Annotated in this window: 19 protein-coding genes; 8 read left to right on the top strand and 11 right to left on the bottom strand. The window is 64.5% G+C overall.

Translation table 11 applies throughout. The annotated features are described in order from the left end of the window. Nucleotides 1-26: 26 nt before the first annotated feature. Nucleotides 27-566 (bottom strand): aspartate carbamoyltransferase regulatory subunit, encoded by a 540-nt coding sequence (pyrI, locus tag EL22_RS05890; RefSeq protein WP_082146688.1) that lies wholly within the window; start codon nt 564-566, stop codon nt 27-29. Beyond that, nucleotides 559-1,476, bottom strand: coding sequence for an aspartate carbamoyltransferase (pyrB, locus tag EL22_RS05885; protein WP_050050614.1), 918 nt, complete (start codon nt 1,474-1,476; stop codon nt 559-561). The genes pyrI and pyrB overlap by 8 nt, the downstream gene beginning before the upstream one ends. Before the next feature lie 95 nt (nt 1,477-1,571). On the opposite strand from pyrB, the gene EL22_RS05880 reads away from it, so the two are divergent. After that, nucleotides 1,572-2,858, top strand: coding sequence for a P-loop NTPase (locus EL22_RS05880; protein WP_050050613.1), 1,287 nt, complete (start codon nt 1,572-1,574; stop codon nt 2,856-2,858). A 69-nt stretch (nt 2,859-2,927) separates the two neighbouring features. Here EL22_RS05880 and EL22_RS05875 read toward each other — a convergent pair whose 3' ends face one another. Continuing rightward, on the bottom strand, nt 2,928-3,896 hold the full coding sequence (locus tag EL22_RS05875) for a peptidylprolyl isomerase (protein ID WP_050050612.1): 969 nt from the start codon (nt 3,894-3,896) through the stop codon (nt 2,928-2,930). A 138-nt stretch (nt 3,897-4,034) separates the two neighbouring features. On the opposite strand from EL22_RS05875, the gene cyaB reads away from it, so the two are divergent. The 7 genes from cyaB (at nt 4,035) to EL22_RS18405 (ending at nt 11,717) form a co-directional block, all read left to right on the top strand. After that, nucleotides 4,035-4,586 (top strand): class IV adenylate cyclase, encoded by a 552-nt coding sequence (gene cyaB / locus EL22_RS05870; RefSeq protein WP_050050790.1) that lies wholly within the window; start codon nt 4,035-4,037, stop codon nt 4,584-4,586. A gap of 122 nt (nt 4,587-4,708) precedes the next feature. Beyond that, nucleotides 4,709-5,914 carry a methionine adenosyltransferase gene (locus EL22_RS05865; protein WP_050050611.1) on the top strand — a complete coding sequence of 402 codons (1,206 nt, stop codon included), beginning with the start codon at nt 4,709-4,711 and terminating at the stop codon, nt 5,912-5,914. Between the two features lie 127 nt (nt 5,915-6,041). Continuing rightward, nucleotides 6,042-7,316 carry an MFS transporter gene (locus tag EL22_RS05860; protein ID WP_050050610.1) on the top strand — a complete coding sequence of 425 codons (1,275 nt, stop codon included), beginning with the start codon at nt 6,042-6,044 and terminating at the stop codon, nt 7,314-7,316. A 131-nt stretch (nt 7,317-7,447) separates the two neighbouring features. After that, nucleotides 7,448-8,626: a tRNA sulfurtransferase gene (locus tag EL22_RS05855; protein ID WP_050050609.1), complete on the top strand. Its 1,179-nt coding sequence runs from the start codon at nt 7,448-7,450 to the stop codon at nt 8,624-8,626. 292 nt (nt 8,627-8,918) lie between these two features. Continuing rightward, entirely contained in the window at nt 8,919-10,022 is a 1,104-nt protein-coding gene (locus EL22_RS05850; protein WP_050050608.1) for a DUF354 domain-containing protein, read from the top strand. A gap of 103 nt (nt 10,023-10,125) precedes the next feature. Further along, complete coding sequence (locus EL22_RS05845) at nt 10,126-10,776, top strand: DUF5804 family protein (RefSeq protein WP_050050607.1); 651 nt, start codon at nt 10,126-10,128, stop codon at nt 10,774-10,776. Then, nucleotides 10,773-11,717: an alpha/beta fold hydrolase gene (locus tag EL22_RS18405; RefSeq protein WP_050050606.1), complete on the top strand. Its 945-nt coding sequence runs from the start codon at nt 10,773-10,775 to the stop codon at nt 11,715-11,717. The genes EL22_RS05845 and EL22_RS18405 overlap by 4 nt, the downstream gene beginning before the upstream one ends. A 76-nt stretch (nt 11,718-11,793) precedes the next feature. Here the strand turns inward: EL22_RS18405 and EL22_RS18400 are convergent, their stop codons facing one another. The 8 genes from EL22_RS18400 to EL22_RS05800 all read right to left on the bottom strand — a co-directional run bounded on the left by EL22_RS18400 (nt 11,794) and on the right by EL22_RS05800 (nt 19,294). After that, nucleotides 11,794-12,534, bottom strand: a complete 741-nt coding sequence (locus EL22_RS18400; RefSeq protein WP_050050605.1) for a hypothetical protein — start codon at nt 12,532-12,534, stop codon at nt 11,794-11,796. Between the two features lie 163 nt (nt 12,535-12,697). Further along, complete coding sequence (locus tag EL22_RS05830) at nt 12,698-13,603, bottom strand: PLP-dependent cysteine synthase family protein (protein WP_050050604.1); 906 nt, start codon at nt 13,601-13,603, stop codon at nt 12,698-12,700. 97 nt (nt 13,604-13,700) lie between these two features. Next, entirely contained in the window at nt 13,701-15,014 is a 1,314-nt protein-coding gene (locus EL22_RS05825; protein ID WP_050050603.1) for a hydroxyacid-oxoacid transhydrogenase, read from the bottom strand. Next, entirely contained in the window at nt 15,011-15,817 is an 807-nt protein-coding gene (locus tag EL22_RS05820; protein ID WP_050050602.1) for an N-acyl homoserine lactonase family protein, read from the bottom strand. The genes EL22_RS05825 and EL22_RS05820 overlap by 4 nt, the downstream gene beginning before the upstream one ends. Nucleotides 15,818-15,900: 83 nt before the next feature. Beyond that, a complete protein-coding gene (locus tag EL22_RS05815) occupies nt 15,901-17,142 on the bottom strand; it encodes a tripartite tricarboxylate transporter permease (protein WP_050050601.1) in 1,242 nt (413 codons plus the stop codon). A 117-nt stretch (nt 17,143-17,259) separates the two neighbouring features. Further along, nucleotides 17,260-17,607 carry a 50S ribosomal protein P1 gene (rpl12p, locus tag EL22_RS05810; RefSeq protein WP_050050600.1) on the bottom strand — a complete coding sequence of 116 codons (348 nt, stop codon included), beginning with the start codon at nt 17,605-17,607 and terminating at the stop codon, nt 17,260-17,262. 15 nt (nt 17,608-17,622) lie between these two features. Next, nucleotides 17,623-18,660, bottom strand: a complete 1,038-nt coding sequence (locus EL22_RS05805; RefSeq protein WP_050050599.1) for a 50S ribosomal protein L10 — start codon at nt 18,658-18,660, stop codon at nt 17,623-17,625. Between the two features lies 1 nt (nt 18,661). After that, nucleotides 18,662-19,294, bottom strand: coding sequence for a 50S ribosomal protein L1 (locus tag EL22_RS05800; RefSeq protein WP_050050598.1), 633 nt, complete (start codon nt 19,292-19,294; stop codon nt 18,662-18,664). Between the last annotated feature and the right edge of the window lie 71 nt (nt 19,295-19,365).

Raw genomic sequence — 19,365 nt, 5'->3', positions numbered from 1 at the left:
ATCGCCACGAGGCGGTGGCCGACCGATCAGGTGTCGATCAACGCCGGAATGTCCTCCCGAAAAATCGTCTCGCAGTACGCACAGCGAACGGCGTCCTCGAGCACGTCGAACTTCGAGGTGACCGGTTCGTCGCCTGTCGTGATACACCCCGAATTCGAACACGAGAGTACGCCCTCGACCACGTCGGGCCGATCGACGCGGGACTTCTCGACGACTTCGTACTCGCGAACGATGTTAATCGTCGCGTCCGGCGCGATGAGCGTCAGCACGTCCACCTCGTCCTGACTCAGTTCACGATCCTCCACCTTGATGATGTCTTTTCTGGCGAACCGGTCGGACGGGACGTTCATCCCGATTGAGATCTCCTCGCCCTCGCTCCCGTCGATGCCGAGCACGGCGAGGACGTTTAGCGCCTGTCCGCTCCGAACGTGATCGATGACGGTTCCATTATGAATTTTGCTGACTCGTAGTTCGTGGTCGTGTGCGTGACCGGTTCCGTAATCGTCGGTTTCACCGGACTCGTTGGAGTCGTGGTGGGCGCCGTTTTTGCGTTCGTCGTTAGTCATCTGAATCACCAAGCAGGAGATCGAGCAGTGCCATTCGAACGGGGACGCCGTTGTGCGCTTGCTCGAAATAGGCCGCGTACTCGGTATCGTCGACTTCGGGTGCAATTTCGTCGACCCGAGGTAGCGGATGCATAATCGTCAGGTCGTCCGATGCGCTCGAGAGCGAGTCGGGACCGATCTGGTACTCGCCGGCGACCTTCTGGTACTCGTTTTCGTCCGGGAATCGTTCGCGCTGGATCCGCGTCACGTAGAGGACGTCGAGCGAGGGCAGGACCTCCTCGAGGCCGTCGTGCTCGCGGATCGACGCCCCCTCCTGGTGGAGGTCGTAGACGACCTCTCGCGGGAGCGCGAGGCTGTCGGGACTGATGAAGTGTTGCTGTGCGTCGAATTTCGTGAGCGCGTACGCCAGCGAGTGGACGGTCCGACCGTATTTCAGGTCGCCCATGATGCCGATCGTCAGGTCGTCGAGCCCCGCGTTCTCCCTGATCGTGTACAGATCGAGCATCGTCTGGGTGGGGTGGTGACCCGCCCCGTCCCCGGCGTTTACCAGCGGCACGTCGACGAACTCGCTCGCCATCGTCGCCGCGCCCTGTTTCGGGTGGCGCAAGACGAGCGCGTCGGCGTAGCCTTCGATAACGCGGATCGTGTCCGCGAGGCTCTCGCCTTTGGTCACGCTCGAGGAGTCGACCGAACCCATGTCGATGACGTCCCCGCCGAGACGTTTCATGGCGGTCTCGAAGCTGAGTTTCGTCCGCGTGCTCGGTTCGAAAAAGAGCAAGCCGAGGAGCCGATCGGAATATTTGTCGGCGACGGCCGACCTGTCGGCGTCGATCTCGGCTGCGTGATCGAGGACGGTCTCGATATCCGCCCGCGACAGTTGTTTGCTCGTGATGAGGTGATCGTGTCGCATCCGTTCGTGTACGCAGTTGCGTCCACCTTGAATCCCTCCATTCTTCGATCGCACTCGGCGAGGGTTCAAGTACTAAACCGAGGCCAGTCTCGCGTATGATCGCAATCGCCGGGTCGAAAGGTGGCTGTGGCAAGACGACGACGGCACTCGCACTCGCAAAGGCACTCGAGCGCGCCGGAACTCGCACGATCGCCGTCGATACGGACCGGCAGTTACCGAACCTCCACACCGTTGCTGGCGTCGACCGGGAGCCGGCCGTCGGTCGGTCAGGGGCAAACGAACCCCTCACCGATGTCGCCCAGCCCATACCCGAGGACTCGAACGCGCGCGTCCTCCCGGCACCGCTCGAGTCCGGTTCCGCGACGATGCAAGCACAACTCCGAGAACTGAGCACCGAAGCGGCCGATATCGTCCTCGACTGTCCGTCGGGCGCGGGACCCGACCTCGCAGATCCGCTCGGGGCAGCCCGCGTCGCCGTCGTCGTCACTACCCCGACGGACGAGAGCCTGACCGCCGCGGCCAAGACGATCGCCATCGCGCGTCGACTCGAGACGCCCGTCGCCGGAACGGTGCTTTCGGGAGCTGAGACGGTGCCGGATCGGTACGACGAGCGGATCGACGTGCCGGTCCTCGCGACCGTCCCACCAGTGGACGACCCCCTCGATTCGAGTTCCGCTCGCGACGCCTACGACACGCTGGCCGACGCGCTGGTATCGGAGGGACATCTCTCGGAGGATTCCACGGAACGGGAGCGGCCGACCGGTCGGCTCGCGACCGGCATCGAAAGCCTCGACAGAACGCTCGAGGGTGGAATCGCCCCCGGCTCGCTCGTCGCGTTCAGCGCCGCCGCGGCGAGCCAGTCCGAACTGCTGTTGTACGAACTCACGTCGGCCCGGCCGACGGTGTACCTCACGACCGAGCGATCCGTCGACGCCGTCGCTCGCGCGCTCGAGTCGACGTGTGCGACAGTCGGCGACCCGACCGTGAAATCGATCGGCGACGAGACGCCGCTCGAAGACGCCGGTCGCCTCCTGGCGGATCTCCCGAACGGAGCGAATCTGATCGTCGACACGATGGACGTCCTCGAGCGCGCAGAGACGACAGCCTACGTCGAGTTCCTCGGCGAGCTCGCCGACCGGCTGGAAACGACCGGAAGCGTCGGCTACCTTCACTGTTTGAAGGGGCTCGCAGAGCCGGAAAATCGCACGCGAACCGAACACGCCGCCGACGTCGTTCTCGACCTCGCCACCGATCGTTCGAGTCCCGACCCCAACCACACACTGGCGGTTCCGAAGCGTCGGCGCGGGCCCCAACCGGCGACGGCGATCAGCCTCGAGCTCGCCGACGGGGTCGCGGTCGATACTAGCAGAGACATCGCCTAGGCGCACGAACTGCTGGATCGGACGGTAGGTGCCGAAAAATCAGTTCAAAATCGCTGCTCGAGTCCGTTGCTACTCTTCGTCGACTGCGCCTTCGAGTTCGTCGACGATCTCGTCAGCGTCCACGTCGGCGTCCTCGAGCGCGTCCTCGATGTCGCCGCCGCCCATACCGCCCATGCCGCCGCCCATCATGCCGGGCATGCCCATGCCGCCCATGCCGTCGATGGTTTCCTGGACGATGACGCGGTCGACGCCGATCTTGTCCATGACGTCCTGTGCGATCTGCTGTTTCGAGAACATCCACTGCTGGTTCATCGACAGCTGTGGCGTCGCTTCGACGTAGAGCGTCTCCTTCTCGACCGTCTCGGTCTCGAACTCCGGTTCGGCGTCCTCGTCTTCATCTTCGTCGGGCTCGACGGGGACTTCCTCTTCGACCTCGTCCGTCTCGATCCAGAGTTCGAGTTTCTGGTCGAGGTACATCTCGATGAGGCCCTGGGCCTGCTGTTCGCGGTCGTCGACCTCTTCGAGGATTTCGTACTCGTACTCGACGTCCTCGCCGGCCAGCGGGTGGTTGAAGTCGACGCGAGCGCGGCCGCCGATGATCGTGCTGATGTAACCGTGTTCGCCGTCGATGTGGACGTGCGCGCCGGGATAGCGGTCGTCCTCGTCGATCTTGTCGGCGCTGACGGTCTGGACGTCGTCGGGATCGTACTCGCCGAAGGCCGCTTCGGCGGAAATCGTCACGGATCCCTCGTCACCGGCTTCGCCGCCGGTGATCGCTTCTTCGACGCCTTCGAAGATGTGCCCTTCACCGAGGACGATCGTTCGCGGCTCGAACTCCTGGTCCTGGTCGTCGACGCCTTCCTCCTCGGCGACCTCCGGGTCGGTCGTATCGACGAGCTGTCCCTCTTCGACGGTGCGTGCGGTGTAAGCGATCTCGACGAAGTCTCCGTTCTGGAGTCCCTCGGCGGTCTCTTCTTCGCTTTCTTCGTCGACGTCATCGGCCTGCTCATCGAGCTCGGCCTCTTGATCCTCGGTCATACGTTGTACGTCCCCCTGTCTACATTTAAGGACGACGTTTTCGCGCCGGCGCGTCGCCGGCGGCGCTGGCTCGGGAGAGCGGACCGACGCGTGGATCAAAACGACCGATACTTACCGCCGCTTCGCCTCGAGGTGACCATGTACGAGGTCGAAGTGAAAGTCCCCGCCGATCTCGAGCGCGTCCGCCAGCGACTCGCCGAACTCGAGGCGACTCCGCTCGGGGCCGTCGTCCAGACGGACACGTACTACGACGCGCCACACCGGTCGTTCCCCGAGACCGACGAAGCGCTCCGGATTCGTCGAGAGCGCCCCGTCGACGAACAGGATTCCGAAGCCGTGGTGACGTACAAAGGCCCGCTCGTGGACGACGAGTCCAAGACGCGCGAGGAGATAGAAACGGGCCTCGAGGACGGAGAGGCGTTCGACGCGGTGCTTCGAAACCTCGGGTTCGATCCCGCTGCGACCGTTCGCAAGCGACGCGAGCGCTTCGAACTCGACGACTTCGAGGGCTATACGATCACCTGCGACGCCGTCGACGGCGTCGGTGAGTACGTCGAAGTCGAGACCGACGCCACCGACGACGATCTCGAGTTCGCACGCGAGGGCGCGTTCGAGGTGCTCGAGCGACTCGGCCTCGAAGCGGCGGAGACGGTTCGCACGTCGTATCTGGGACTGCTCCTCGAGGACTGACGGGTTTCGGGAGCTCGAGCAGTGTTCTCGAAGGGGTGATCCGTAGGAGATTACCGAGAAGCATATTATTAGCTGGAACTGTTTCCGCAAGTTATAGAACCACGCTCGGACAAGACCATCCAATGAGCGAGCGGAACATCAGGGTCGAACCGATCGACCGTCGAGCAGTCGAGGATCAGGAAGTCGAAATCGTCGAGCGAAAGGGGATCGGTCACCCCGATTCGATCTGCGACGGCATCGCCGAACACGTCGCCGGAGCGTTGGCCCGCGAATATCTCGAGCGCGTGGGAACGGTCTTGCACTTCAACACCGACGAGACCCAACTCGTGGCCGGCGAGGCCGCGCCGGCATTCGGCGGCGGCGAAGTCGTCGATCCGATCTACGTGCTCATCGTTGGTCGAGCCACCAAACGCTACGAGGGACAGACGATTCCGACCGAGACGATCGCGCTCAAGGCCGCGCGCGAGTACGTAGAGTCCGAAATCCCACAGCTCACATACGGCGAGGACATCGTCGTCGACGTGAAACTGGGCGAGGGAAGCGGTGATCTGCAGGAGGTCTTCGGCGAGGACGAGGTGACCGTTCCGATGGCCAACGACACCAGCTTCGGCGTCGGCCACGCGCCGCTTTCGGAGACCGAACAGATCGTCTACAACGCGGAGCGTCGACTCAACGGGGAGTTCGCCGACGACAACCCGTATCTGGGTCCCGACGTGAAGATCATGGGCAAACGCGAGGGCGATCAGATCGACGTGACCGTCGCCGCGGCGATGATCGACGAGTACCTTCCGAACATGGACGCGTACGTCGACGCCGTCGACTCAGTCCGCGAGTTCGTCGCGGAAATCGCGACGGAGTACACGGACCGCGACGTGAACGTCTACGTCAACACCGCCGACGATTACGACGAGGGTGCGATCTATCTGACCGTGACGGGAACCTCCGCCGAACAGGGAGACGACGGCTCCGTCGGCCGGGGTAACCGCGCCAACGGCCTCATCTCGCCGAACCGCTCGATGTCGATGGAGGCGACCAGCGGGAAGAACCCCGTCAATCATATCGGCAAGATCTACAACCTGCTCTCGACGGACATCGCAGAGCGGGTCGTCGAGGACGTCGACGGGATCCGCGACCTACGCGTGCGACTGCTCAGTCAGATCGGTCGGCCGATCGACCAACCGCACGTCGCGGACGTCCACGTCGTCACCGCCGACGGTGTCGTCCTCTCGGACGTCGAAGACGAGATCGAAGCGATCGTCGACGATCGACTTGCCAACGTCACCGAAATCACCCGCAGCGTCATCGACGGCGAGCTATCGACGTTCTAAGCGCTCGAGTCCTCCCCGTTCAACTCGCTTTTGAGCCGCGGTATCGCGGAGACGTGGCAGTCGGAATAATCATTATTCCGCCCGCCGAATCCGGTGTTACGAACCGAAATACCGTGGTGGCCCGGTAGTGTCCGATTCGACTCCGAACCCTCGAGCGGTCGTGCTCGCCGTCGTCGCGAGCACCTTCTTCGTCGGGTTCGGGGGCGGCGTGATCTTCCCTATCCTGCCGAATCTCGGCGAAGTACTCGGCATCTCGGCGGTGATGGTCGGCGTTATTCTCTCCGCCAATCGGTGGACGCGGTTGGTCGCGAACGCACCGGCGGGCATCCTCGTCGACCGGATCGGGACGCGAACGCCCTTTATCGCCGGACTGGCCGTCGAAGGCGTCGCCACGTTCGGATACGTCGTCGCGATCCTCGCCCCGGAGCTCCCGTTCGTTCCCGACGTTCCCGAGTTCTGGTTCGTTCTCGCGCGGGTCATGTGGGGGATCGGGAGCGCGCTCGTGTTCGCGACGGCATATACGATTACGGCGGACGTCAGCGAAACCGCTTCGCGCGGCACCAGCATGGGTATCGTCCGGGCCGGTATCACGTTCGGATTCCCGGCGGGGATGGTACTTGGCGGGCTCGTCAGTGAACTGTACAGCAACGCGACGGCGTTCGTGATGGCCGCGGCGTTCGCGGGACTGGCGAGCGTCATCGCCTACTTCATCGTCCCGGAAACGCACGTCGAATCCTCCGATAGATCGGTTTCGCCGTTAGACCTCGAGTTGACGCTCCCGGCGGTCACCGTCGGGCTGGTCAACTTCGGGCTCTACTTCGCGTACGTGGGTGTACTGTTTTCGACGCTCGTCATCTACCTCGAGGCCGAGTCACTCACCCTCTCGGTCGAACTGTTCGGATCAGCCATCGACTACGAGGAGCAGGGCACCTCCGGACTGCTGATGGCCGTCTCGGTCCTCTCGGGGTCGGTGTTCACGATCTCCGGCGGCGCCATCAGCGATAGCGTCGGCGCGCGCGTTCCCGTTCTCGTCTGCTTTCTGCTGACGAACTGTCTCGGATTCGTCGTCCTGACGATGGCGCCCTCGTTCTGGTACGTCGTCGCGGCCTGTGGCCTCATCGGTGCCGGTCAGGGCGGGGTCGGCGGCCCGCTCACGGCGCTGCTGGCCGATCTCACGCCCGAAGACAGGATGGGGCGCGCGATGGCCACGAACAACGTCCTCGGCGATGTCGGCGGCGGACTCGGTCCGCTGATCGCGGTCCCGATCGCACAATCCGTCGGGTTCGACTTCCTGTACGCGCTCAGCGTCTTCATCCCGCTCTGTGGTGCGGTCGTTCTCGTCGCAGGGATCTACACCCACACGGGAAGCCTCAGTCCGACGGTCGACGAGTCAGTCGTCTAAGCCACCGAATCGATCGTCTAAGTCACCGGGACTTTCGTTCGGTGTCGGTCGTGCGCGGCGTCGTCCGACCGAACCACGGCGACTCCCTCGCCTCGTAACCCCCTTATATCGGGGCGCGTCTATCGAACGCTATGCACCCGCCAGGAGCCGACACCGTCCTCGTTCGCCACGGGGACGTAAACACCAAAAGCACGACCGTCAAGCGGTACATGCTTCGGATTCTCGTCGAGAACCTCGAGGCCGCGCTCGAGGATCGATCGGTCTCCGGCGCGGTCGATCGGCGCTGGCACCGACCGTTGATCACGACTGCCGAAACCGATATCGAAGACGCCGTCGAAGCCGCCGCATCGACGTTCGGCGTCGTCTCGGCCAGCGCCGCCGTCACCCTCGAGCCGGACCGAGCGAAGATCTACGACGTGTTGGCCGAAACGGCGCGCCGCCACTACACCGGGGGCTCGTTCGCTCTCGAGGTCAACCGCGCGGACAAACAGCTTCCCTACACCAGCGAGGACGTCGCTCGAGAGGGTGGCACGGTCGTCTGGGAAGCCGTCGAAGACGAGTTCGAACCCGAGGTCGACCTCGAGGATCCAGACCTCACGTTCGGCGTCGAAATCCGTGAGGAGGAGGCGTTCGTCTACCTCGATTCGGTCTCCGGGCCGGGCGGACTGCCGCTCGGCTCCCAGGAACCGATGGTCGCGCTGGTAAGCGGCGGCATCGACTCGCCCGTCGCCGCCTACGAGATGATGAAACGGGGATCGCCGATCGTTCCGGTCTACGTCGATCTGGGCGAGTACGGTGGGATCGATCACGAGGCGCGGGCAATGGAAACCGTTCGCGTGCTCTCCCGGTACGCGCCAAATTTCGACATGCGCGTCTATCGGGTTCCCGGCGGCGAGGCGGTGGCGACGCTCGTCGAGGAGATGGAGACGGGACGGATGCTATCACTGCGGCGATTTTTCTATCGGGCCGCCGAACGAATCGCAGAGCGGACCGGCGCGAGCGGGATCGTGACTGGTGAAGCGGTCGGACAGAAATCGAGCCAGACCGCACAGAACCTCGGCGTCACCAGTCGCGTCACCGACCTGCCGATCCACCGCCCGCTGCTTACCCGAGACAAGCAGGATATCGTCGCGACGGCCCGTGATATCGGGACGTACGCCGATTCGACTATCGATGCAGGCTGTAATCGAGTCGCCCCCGATCGGGCCGAAACCAACGCGCGACTCGAGCGGCTTCTGGCGGTCGAACCCGATGGACTGCTCGAGCGGGCGACGGCGGCGGCCGACGACGCGGATCTGATCGAACCGTGATCGAACCGCGATCGAACCGCGGCTGGACACGTAATCTATCTGTGGGAAATCCCATCATTGCAGAATCATAGTCCGGTCGCTGTCCCCAGCTGTCGTGCCTCTGCGGCTATCGACCCACTTTTGTATACTATCATATGCGACGGCTAGCCGGATATATGTAACAGTTACTCGATCGTTTCGGGGAGACTACACACATATAGCGGCCCGCTAATGTATGTATTTTTGATAGGACCGAGTACCGTCAGTTGTACCATTCTAATTACAAAGGGTCGATAGCGGCAACGGGGAGGCGATGCGGGTTCTCGTCTTCACGAATACGCCGGCACACGTCCACACGTACAGAAACGCCATCGATCGGCTCGTCGACCGAGGGCACGACGTGCTCGTGCTTGCCCGCGAGTATGGATGCACAACCGACCTTCTGGATTTTTTTGGTATCACGTACGGAGTGTACGGCAGTCACGAAGCAACTGCATACTCCCGACTCGAGTTCGCGCGCGAACTCACCGGCCAGCTCGCAGACATCGCACTCGAGGCACGACGGTTCGATCCCGACGTCCTCTTCGGTCGCGGACCCTACGCCGCGTTTTCGGGACTCGTCACTTCGACTCCCACCGTCCTGTTGCTCGACGACGAACCGGGCGACTTCAACCACACCGTCTCCCGGCCGTTCGCCGACGCGATCATCACCCCGCATGCGACGCGGCGTGACCTCGGACCGAATCACTACACCTTCGACGGCTTCAAAGAGTGTGCGTACCTCCACCCGGCGGTCTACGAGCCGATACCGGACATTCGAGACCGCCTGGGCGTCGCCGACGACGAGCGGTACGCGATCGTCCGGTTCAACGCCTTCGACGCGCTTCACGACGTCGGCGCAGCCGGCTTTTCGCTGACACAGCGCCGGGACCTCCTCGAGGCGCTCTCGGAGGAGGCGACCGTTTTCGTTTCCGACGAGGCCGGGGCGATGGACTTTCGAGACCTCCCGGCGCGCGAGTACGACCTCCACCCGGCGTTGCTCCACGACGCGATCCGGGAGGCGCACCTGCTGGTTGCGGATACGGGAACCATCGTCACCGAGGCGGGACTGCTCGGAACGCCTGCGATCCGCTACGGCGGCACCGAAGACCGCGAGTTCGGCGAGTTCGCCGCGCTCGCGGACGTCGGCCTGCTCGAGGAGTGCGATCACTACGGGCGAGTCAGGGATCGCGCACTCGAGGTGCTCCGAGATGAGAACGCGCGCGCCCGGCATCGCGAGCGACGCGACGCCTACGTGAGCGGACTCGTCGACCTCACGGAACTGATCGTCGACGTGGCGGAGGCTCGCGGCGACGTCGAGCGCGTCCTCGCGAGTCCGCGCGCCGAAGCGCAGAGACCGCGGGCGACGACTCAGTGACGCCTCGGTTTTCGGATCGGAATCGGCGAGGCGACCGAATCGGTCGCGCGAGCGCGACGCGGAGGCGAAACCCACATTACCGAGTCCCACGCACAACACACCAGTGACCCGCGTCTGTCTCATCGGGGAAGACGGTGTGAACCTCCAGTACGAACTGCTCTCTCGAGAGACGTCCAGGGAAGCGCTGGCGACGTACGACCTCGAGCGCCCGTTCGAGAACGCACTCGCCGTCCGAACCGTCAGCGTCGGCGCAGCCGTCTCGTTGCTCAACGACCTGCAGTGGTACCTCACTCGGTTCGTCGAGGAGTGTCTCGTTCAGGAACCGAGCATCGACGACGAGGAGTGGCTCTCGCGGGGGCTGGCCGAACGGCTCCGAAACGGCGACATCGACCCCGAAGAGACTGGCGAGTTTTGCAAAGTCTACGGGCTCGAACAGCCCGATACTGCCGGAGAGGGGGACACAGCTCGAGGGCCGAACGCCGATTCGCCCGACGACGAGGCTGGCGAGGGCGGATCCGGTCGCCCTGGCTCGGTTGCTTCCGAACTCGAGTCGACCGACGAGTCAGCCGACGAATCGACCGCCGAACCGAGCGAACGGCCATCGGATCGCGGCGTCGCGACCGCGTTCGGCCCACAGCGGTTGGTCGAACCGCTGTACGTTCGCCGAACTGACGGCGACCTGCCCGAATACGACCTTCGGGACGTCGAGGAGACCCTCGTCGTCCGACTCACCGAAGCAGCGTTCACCCGATGACCGGCGGAACCGGCGTCGTGACGATTCGACCGGACGGGCAAGCCGGTCGGTCGCGGATCCGTCTCAGCTATCGCCGCGCCGGGACCGGCGGCGATCCCGTCGTCTTGCTCCACGGCGGCGGCGTCGACGACGCGACGCTCTCGTGGAACCACACCATCGACGCACTGGCCGACGACTACCGAGTCTACGCGCCGGACTGGCCGGGATACGGTGATAGCGTCGTTACCGGCGGGAACGGCGCCCCCATCGGCGAGCAGACGATCGAGCGCTACGTCTCCGTCCTCGAGGGATTTCTCGCCGAAACCGGCCTCGCGGACGAGCCGGTCACCCTCGTCGGCATCTCGATGGGCGGCGCCGCGGCGCTCGGGTACGCACTCGAACACCCCGAAACCGTCGCGAAACTCGCGCTCGTCGACAGCTACGGACTCGGAAAACGGATTCCGGGCGGACAGTTTTTCAAGGGGACGGCGCATGTCCCCGGCGCGAACTCGCTCGGATGGCTCGCGACGGGACTCTCCGCGGAGACCGCGAGGTTCGCGCTGGACGCCGTCGTCGCCGACGCCGACGCGCTCGAGTCCGCGTTCGTCGACGCGTTTCGCGCTCGAGCGATCGAACCCGGTGCCGGAACCGCCTTCGAGGCGTTCCAACGCGCGGAGATAACCGCCGAAGGCGACGCCCGGACTGATTTTACGGACGACCTCGAGTCGCTGTCGGTGCCGACGCTGCTCGTCCACGGCGTCGACGATCCGCTCTTTCCCGCCCGCTGGTCGAAGCGGGCCCACGAACTGCTCCCCGACTCGCGACTCGAACTCCTCGAGGACTGCGGGCACTGGGTTCCGCGCGAGCGACCCACCGAGTTCGGCGAGCGCCTACGGGACTTTCTCGAGAACGGTACTACCGCCGAGAGCGGATCCGACGCCGAGAACGGCACCAGCGCCTGAGATCGGACTCCGAGACGGAACTACTTTCGAGACCGTCTGGAGCGGAACAACTCTCGTGAGCGAGAGCGAGGACCGACTAGTCGGACGCGGTGTCGGTCTCCGAGTCGCCGTCGGAACCGCTCTCCCCCTCGGATCGATTCGTCGAGACGGACTTGGACGCGCTCGCGCTTGCACTGCCACTCGACACGCTGATGCCGCGTCCGTGCTCGTCCCCGTCGACATCGACGATCGTGACGGAAATCGAGTCGGGTTGTTCGCCGTCGATCGACGCGCGAACGAGCGCGCCGACCGCCGTGAGTTGCTGGGCGCACAGCTGGTTCTCGTCGCCAGTCTGGGTAACTTCGGCGTGAACGGTCACCGTCTCGTCCTCGAGGCCGACGGATTCGACCGCGAGTTCGTAGCACGCGGTGTTCGCCCCGGCCTCGAGCGCGATCACGCCCGCCTCCTCGAAGTCCGTCTCGTCGACGAACTCGGAAACGGCGTCGCCGATCGATCGATCGGAAACCCAGCGGTCCGCCTGGTCTTCGCTCGTCAACAGGTCGACCGTGGGGTCTTCCGGTCGATCGCCGTGCTGGAACGTAGTGGTCGTCGACTCGAGTCCGTCGTCGGGTTCTCCGTTACTGTCGTCGCCTTCGGCGTCGCTCGACTCGGTGTCGCCGCCGTCGTCGGTGTCGGTTCCGTCGTCGCTCGTTTCGTTGTCAGCGTCGTTTCCCGGGCCGGGAGAGGCGGCCAATCCGCTGCTATCGAGACAACCCGCGGTGAGCGCGATCAGTCCGGCGCCGCCCGCGAGGAGGTGTCGTCGTGAGGACCGTGTCATCGTATCCCCCTACACCGCTCGAGAATATGTATCTCCGGCTAGCTAAAAGACGTCTTTCATCCATCGATCCCGTCTCGTCCACTCCCTCGACGGTGAACTCGCAAACGAAGCAGATGTTCGAGAGCAGATCGACTCCGACACCAGCGGGCGTGGGCGAGTTCCGTCAGTCGAACAGCCCGGTCGAGAGGTACCGCTCGCCGCTGTCCCAGAAGACGGTGACGACCAGCGGATCGTCCTCGGCGTCTGGGGCGGCGATCCGTTCACCGACGCGACGGGCGACGATGCTCGTCGCGCCGCTGGACTGGCCGACGAGGACGCCCTCCTCACGCGCGAGCCGACGGCACTCGTCTTCGGCGTCCTCGAGTCGAACCGTCTCGATCGAATCGATCAGGTCGCGATCGAGGTTGTCGCTGACGAACCCTGGCCCCATTCCCTGGAAGTCGTCGCTCCCGGCCTCGCCCGTCGAGAGGACGGCGTTTCGCTCCGGCTCGACCGCGACGATGTCGACGTCAGGGAACTCCTCGCGGAGCCGTCGACCGGCACCGGAGAGCGTCCCACCAGTGCCGACGCCGGCGACGAAGGCGTCGACCTCCCGCTCGCCGACTTGTTCGACGATTTCCTCGCCGGTCGTCCGGTAGTGGGCCTCCGGGTTGGCCGGGTTTTCGAACTGACCGAGCTGGATCGCACCCTCGGCCTCGAGTTCGTCCGCGCGCTCGCGAGCGTCTTCCATCTCGCCGTCGACGAGTTCGAGGTCGGCGCCGTAGGCCGCCATGATCTGGCGTCGCTCCTTGGACTTCGAGGCCGGCATCACGATCGTGAGATCGTAGTCGCGGGCGGCACAGACGAGCGCGAGTCCGATCCCGGTGTTGCCGCTGGTCGGTTCGACGAGGCGATCGCCCGGCTCGATTACGCCGTCGCGTTCGGCCGCGCGGACCATCTCGAGTGCCGGTCGATCCTTGGCCGACCCGCCCGGGTTGAACGATTCGATCTTGGCGGCGACCGTCACCCCCTCCCGGGAGTCGACCTGGACGAGCGGCGATGCGATGGTGTCCAGAATGCTGTCCTTCATGATACCCGGATAGGGCGTCGCGACGTAAACCGATGCTGGACCTCGGCACGTCCTGCCGGTGTCCCGTTTCCGACTCCGGACACAACTGCATCGACCCCTACTCCCAGTTATACAGCGCGTCCCGGAATATCGCGGCCGCGTCGTCCTCCGTCACGGGTCGCGGGTTACACCGGAGCAGTCGCTGCTGAGTTTCGACCGTCTGACTCGCGAGCCAGTCGATATCGTCCTCGTCGATGCCCGCGAGTTCGTTGAGCCCGCTTGGGATGACGTTCAGATCCTGCTGGAGCCGAACGTACTCCTCGCGAGCGAGATCGGCCGCTTCTCGAGCGCCGAGGCCGCCCGTATCGACGCCGAGTAGCCTGCTCACCTCCGCGAATCGCTCCGGATCGCTCGCGGCGTTGTACCCGAGCGTCGAGGCCGGCGTGAGGACCGCGATCGTCTCGCCGTGATACGTGTGATAGCGGTTCCCGACCGGGTAGGCCATCGCGTGACAGAGACTCGCACCCGCGGTGAGCCCAGCGATCGCGCCGAACAGCGCGCCCTTGAGCATGGCCGCTCGAGCCGCTATATCGTCGCCGTTGTGGACGGCCGTCCGAACGTTACTCGAGAGCAGGTCGATCGCCTTTTCGGAGAACATCTCGGTGAGTTCCGTTCGGCCGGCGTAGACCGGCCGTTCTTGTGGATCCGTCGCGCGGAGCAGCCCGTCGAAGGGGTGGGTCGTGTAGCCCTCGATGGCGTGACCGAGCGCGTCCATCGCGGTCTTGGCCGTCATTTCGGGCGGCAGAGTGGTCGTGAACGTCGGATCCAGCACGGCCGCGTCTGCCCGGATGTGGTTGCTCGAGATTCCCTCTTTGATCTCCTGTTCCTCGACCGAGAGGATCGCGACAGGCGAGATTTCGGCGCCGGTCCCGGCGGTCGTCGGCATGAGGACGAGCGGCGGTCCCGACTCGGTCAACGCCTCGCCGTTCCCCGTCGGCTCGGCGATGTAATCGAGCGCTTCGCCGCCGTTGGCGATCACGGCGCGCGTCGTCTTCGCGACGTCGATGCAGCTTCCGCCCCCGAACCCGAGGTAGAAGTCGTACCCGTCCTCGCCTTCGTTCTCGCGAACGAACGAGATGCACTCACCGACGACCTCGAGCGACGGCTCGCGTTCGACGCCGTCCCAGACGGTCGCGTCGTAGCCGGCGTCCTCGAGGTGGTCCGTGACCCGATCGACGTGCCCGATGTCGTCGAGGTTCTCGTCGGTGACGACCAGCCCGCGCGCGCCCGCTTCGACACCGAGGTCCCGAAGCTGGAACCCCAACTCTTCGACGGCGTCCCGGCCGAATCGGATCTGGGGCATCTGTAAGTGCCAGACGGTCTCGGGCTCGAGCGCGTGTTGCTCTGCCGAAACCGATCGGTCGTAACTCACTGTCCCCACCCCTCGCGGATCGCTTCAAATTGATCGGCGTCGTGACCGTAGACGACCTCCGCGTCGTGGCGGCGTTCGAACTCCCTGATCCGCCGCAGACTCTCGTACCACTCGGTTTTCCCCCAGAGCAGCGACGCGCCGAGCGGTTGCTCGTCCTCGTAGTTCGGCGCCTGATAGACCTGATCGCCGGTAAAGACCACGGTTCCGTCGTCGTCGAGGTGGATCATCGTCCCGGTCAGGCCGGGCGTATGTCCGGGGAAACGCACGAACTCGACATCCTCGAAGTGTTGCTCTCGATCGCGGTGGAGAACCTCCCAGTTCAGGTCGTGATCGAAGTCCTCGAGGATGTACGCGCCGCTTCCCTTGTCGGTCTTCGCGCTGTAGTAGGCGAATTTGAGTTCGCGCTCGTGGACGAAAATCGGAACGTCCGTGCCGTCGAAAAACTCCAGCCCACCCGCGTGGTCCAGGTGCAAGTGCGTCTGGAACACGTAGTCGATGTCCTCGAGTTCGTAGCCGTTCTCCTCGAGAACCTCATCGAGCGGGTATTCGTGCGCGTCGTACGGGTAAAACGCCTGTTTGAGTCCTTCGGGCCAGTGGCCCTCGAGGGCGTCGTGGTGCGAGCCGGTATCCCAGAGGATCGTCCCCTCGGGGTGGTCGATGAGGAGGTTCCAGACGGGTATCTCGTCGTAGGTCAGGTCCGGATTCGGCTCGTCTTTCGTGCCGAGCGTCTCCCCCTCGATCATGTAGTTCTGGTCGCACTCGAGCGCCCCGCGGTACAGGACATCGATGCTAGCATTAACCATGGTTGTGATCCCCGTCGTACTACACGGATTACGAACATAATCGTTCGTGTTGGTCTACGGGCGTGAGAAGCGACCGCGGGACCTCACAGCCCCAGCATCAGCGGCCCGATGAGCACGCCCATCAGGTGCACGCGCCGCGCTCGAAGGCGGACCGGAACCAGTCCGACCGCGGCTGCGACGAGGAACACGCCGATGCCGACGAGCCCGGTGAACAGGTACGAAAGCGCGAGCAACAACCCGAGGACCGCTATCGAGATCTTCCAGTAGGCGAGTCGCCCCACGAACTCGAGATACGCGTCACCCAGTACGATCACGAGGACGAAACCGGCCAGCCCGGCGATGACGATACTCGAGAGCAAGATCGGCACGTCGAGCGGCGCGTTCACGTTGTCGAAGGCGATCATGACGCCGGTTCGGGGCTGTCCGAGCGAGACGAGCGCGAACAGCGCGAAAATCGAGTTCGCCGTGTCGACGCCGCTCGTCGCGACGATGTAGCCCCGGTTTCCCGATTCGCCCGGAACGAAGACGAGGACGGCGACCGCCGCGATGGCCGCGGAGATGCCTGGAATGTACCCGACGACGGCACCCGCGAACGAACCCGCCAGCGCTGTTACCCCGACCAGCCGACGCGGCATCCGAATCGCTTCGTCGCGCTGGGGCGGGACGCCACCGCCGCGAATCGCTTCGATCAGTACAGGTGCGCCGAACAGTCCGGCGAAAAGTGGCGCGAGCATCCCGCCGGCCTCGAGGGGCGCGTCGGGGGTGAGATCGAGCGTCGCCGCGCCGAGTGCCGTCGCCAGACCGAAAGAGAGGGCGGCCCCCGCACGTCGCTTCCAGGTGCGCTCCGAGGCGATCAGTGCAACGACGATCATCGCGAGCACGATCGGGAGATTCGCGCTGATCGTCGGATAGACAGCAGTGATGCCCCAAGTGATCGGGAGCGCGAGCGGGACCGCCGCGAGAACCGCGAGCAAACTCCCGAGCGCGGAGAGTCGAATCGCCTCGTACCCGCGGCCCTCGAGTACCATTCGGTGTGCGGGCAACGCGGTGACTGCCATCTCGGCGTCGGGTACCCCGAGTGCCATCGCCGGGACGGCGTTGACGAACGTGTGGACGACGCCAGCCGCGAGCATCGCACAGCCGACGAAAAGCGGCCGGCCGGGAATCGAGGGCGCGACGCCTGCCAGCAATAGCGCGAAATTGTTCGCGTGTAATCCCGGGATCAGCCCGCTACAGCTCCCGAGGGCCGCGCCCGCGAGTACCCACGCGACGAGCTGGGCCGACAACGTGGGATCGACCAGCGACTCGAGAGCGGGGACGGCCATGCCCGGTCTGGCCGCGGGATCGGTTATTAACCCTGGTATCGGGCGCTACGACGCTATTCACTGGCGGCGCTCTGTGTGTATCGTCGAAAGAAAGGATCGAAATCGTCTCGAGGCGAGTTATCCGAAGAGTTCGCCGAGACCTTCGCCACCGTCGCCTTCGTCTTCGTCGTCTTCGTCCTCGTCGGCTCCCGCATCGGCGTCGCCGCCTTCGTCTTCGTCGTCTCCGCTTTCGTCAGCGCCGCCTTCCGCTGCGGCCGCACCGCCTGCTGCGCCGCCCGCGGCGGGAACTGCTGCGGCCTCGTCGACGGCCTCGTCGATGTCGACGTCCTCGAGTGCGGCGACGAGCGCCTTGACTCGGGATTCTTCGACGTCGACACCGGCTGCGTCGAGTACGTCCGTCAGGTTGTCTTCGTTGATCTCTTCGTCCGCTTCGTTCAGGATGAGTGCAGCGTATACGTATTCCATTGTCCTAAGTTCAAGTTATCCGAACATCGCACCGAGACCTTCGCCGCCGGCGTCCTCGTCGTCATCGTCGTCGTCCGCCTCGGCGTCCTGGTCGTCGGATTCGTCTTGGTCGTCAGCCGATTCGTCTTCGTCGTCGGGCTCCGCCTGCGTGGCAGTCGGCGCCTCGACGCCCTGGAGTTCCTCCGGCAGCGCCTCCTCGTCCTCGATCTGCGCGGCGAGTGCACGAAGCTGTGCATCTGCCTTGCTCACGAGGTCGTCGGCGAGGTCGGGGGACTCGATTGCCGCCTGTAGGCCGAGGCTCTTGGCCTCGCCCGTCGCCTTCGCGATGAGCGTCGGTGCGGTCGCGTCGGTCGGGAACGTCGCGTTGATCGCGAGGTTCCGTGCGCGAGCCGCGGCCGTCGCCACATCGCTCTCGTAGGCGTCGACGTCGATGTCGAGGTCTTCGGGGTCGAACTGCACGCCCTCGGCGACGACCGAGCGAAGGTCGAGTCCGACCTCCTTCGGTTCGATGCCGAGTTCGTTGAGCACGTTCGAGAGGTCGGCCGACACTTCTTCGCCGGCCTCGAGGACCGTCGAGTCCTCCATGACCTGAATCGAACCGTCCTCGATGCGCGCGTTCGCGCCGATACTCTGGAGTTCGCCGACGAACGGACCGGGATCGACGCCGGTGTCACCCTCCGGGATGACGATGTCGTTCGGGGCGACCTCGCCCTCGTTGATCGGGGCGGGCGTCTTCGAAGCCTCGAGTTCCTTGTAGAGTGCGAACGGATTGCTGTCCGTCGCGACCAGCCCGACCTGTCCCTCGATGTGGGAGACGAGTTCGTCGAGTCCGGCCTCCTCTAATGCATGCGTCTGGAGCGTGTTTCGGCTGACGCGGACCACGGCAGTGCCGTGGAGGCCGCGGCGCATGTCCTGAAGCTGTTTGCTCGGAATGCCGGCGATGCCGACCACACCGATGCTCTCGTAGTCGTCGATGAGCTCCGAGAGTTCGGCGACCTCCTGTTCTTTCCACTGTGGCAGGTTCTCAGTTTTGCGCTCGGCTTCTGCGCTCATCTCAGGCCACCTCCACGGACGGGCCCATCGTCGTCTTCAGGAAGACCGAATCGATGTTCTGTGGACCCTTCTCGAGGTCGGCGTGCAGTCGGCGAAGGATAACGTCGACGTTGTCGGCGATATCCTCCGCGCTCATGTCTTCGGCACCGACGCGCGTGTGGAACGTGCGCCGATCCCGCGAGCGGATCTGAACCGTGTTCTTGAGTCTGTTGACGGTCTCGACGACGTCCTGGTCGTGCGAGAGCGGGTCCGGCATCTTTCCTCGCGGACCGAGAATGGTCCCGAGGTGCCGGGCGATATCTTGCATCATCTCCTCTTCGGCGATGAAGAAGTCCGTCTCGTCTGCGAGGTCTTTGGCCTCGTCGTCGTCCAGATCGGCCACGTCGTCGCCCGAGAGAACGTCGTCCGCGACCTCTTCGGCGCGGACTGCAGTTTCTCCCTCGGCGATGACGATAATTTGGGTTTCCTGGCCGGTTCCGGACGGCAAGACGACGGACTCGTCGACACGATTCGACGGTTCGTCTAAATCTAGGTCGCGCAAGTTGACTGCGAGGTCGACCGTCTCGGTAAAGTTCCGATCCGGCGCGTCCTCGAGCGCTCGAGCGACTGCTGTTTCGATATCCGAATTTGCCATCGTTCACCTCCGTAGTACGCAGGGATGCTCCTACGGGTCAGTGAAACAGGCGAAGCCTGTCTCCTTTGAGA

Source organism: Halostagnicola sp. A56 (assembly GCF_000691505.1).
Lineage (GTDB): Archaea > Halobacteriota > Halobacteria > Halobacteriales > Natrialbaceae > Halostagnicola.
This window is presented reverse-complemented; position numbering and strand designations above follow the sequence as displayed.

What these genes read in the sequence shown, in the direction of transcription:
- EL22_RS05805 (WP_050050599.1), bottom strand. Translation starts at nt 18,660, where the DNA reads ATGAGCGCAGAAGCCGAGCGCAAAACTGAGAACCTGCCACAGTGGAAA.
- EL22_RS18400 (WP_050050605.1), bottom strand. Translation starts at nt 12,534, where the DNA reads ATGACACGGTCCTCACGACGACACCTCCTCGCGGGCGGCGCCGGACTG.
- EL22_RS18405 (WP_050050606.1), top strand. Translation starts at nt 10,773, where the DNA reads ATGACCGGCGGAACCGGCGTCGTGACGATTCGACCGGACGGGCAAGCC.
- EL22_RS05865 (WP_050050611.1), top strand. Translation starts at nt 4,709, where the DNA reads ATGAGCGAGCGGAACATCAGGGTCGAACCGATCGACCGTCGAGCAGTC.
- EL22_RS05815 (WP_050050601.1), bottom strand. Translation starts at nt 17,142, where the DNA reads ATGGCCGTCCCCGCTCTCGAGTCGCTGGTCGATCCCACGTTGTCGGCC.
- EL22_RS05875 (WP_050050612.1), bottom strand. Translation starts at nt 3,896, where the DNA reads ATGACCGAGGATCAAGAGGCCGAGCTCGATGAGCAGGCCGATGACGTC.
- pyrB (WP_050050614.1), bottom strand. Translation starts at nt 1,476, where the DNA reads ATGCGACACGATCACCTCATCACGAGCAAACAACTGTCGCGGGCGGAT.
- EL22_RS05830 (WP_050050604.1), bottom strand. Translation starts at nt 13,603, where the DNA reads ATGAAGGACAGCATTCTGGACACCATCGCATCGCCGCTCGTCCAGGTC.
- EL22_RS05800 (WP_050050598.1), bottom strand. Translation starts at nt 19,294, where the DNA reads ATGGCAAATTCGGATATCGAAACAGCAGTCGCTCGAGCGCTCGAGGAC.
- EL22_RS05880 (WP_050050613.1), top strand. Translation starts at nt 1,572, where the DNA reads ATGATCGCAATCGCCGGGTCGAAAGGTGGCTGTGGCAAGACGACGACG.
- cyaB (WP_050050790.1), top strand. Translation starts at nt 4,035, where the DNA reads ATGTACGAGGTCGAAGTGAAAGTCCCCGCCGATCTCGAGCGCGTCCGC.
- EL22_RS05855 (WP_050050609.1), top strand. Translation starts at nt 7,448, where the DNA reads ATGCACCCGCCAGGAGCCGACACCGTCCTCGTTCGCCACGGGGACGTA.
- rpl12p (WP_050050600.1), bottom strand. Translation starts at nt 17,607, where the DNA reads ATGGAATACGTATACGCTGCACTCATCCTGAACGAAGCGGACGAAGAG.
- pyrI (WP_082146688.1), bottom strand. Translation starts at nt 566, where the DNA reads ATGACTAACGACGAACGCAAAAACGGCGCCCACCACGACTCCAACGAG.
- EL22_RS05820 (WP_050050602.1), bottom strand. Translation starts at nt 15,817, where the DNA reads ATGGTTAATGCTAGCATCGATGTCCTGTACCGCGGGGCGCTCGAGTGC.
- EL22_RS05850 (WP_050050608.1), top strand. Translation starts at nt 8,919, where the DNA reads ATGCGGGTTCTCGTCTTCACGAATACGCCGGCACACGTCCACACGTAC.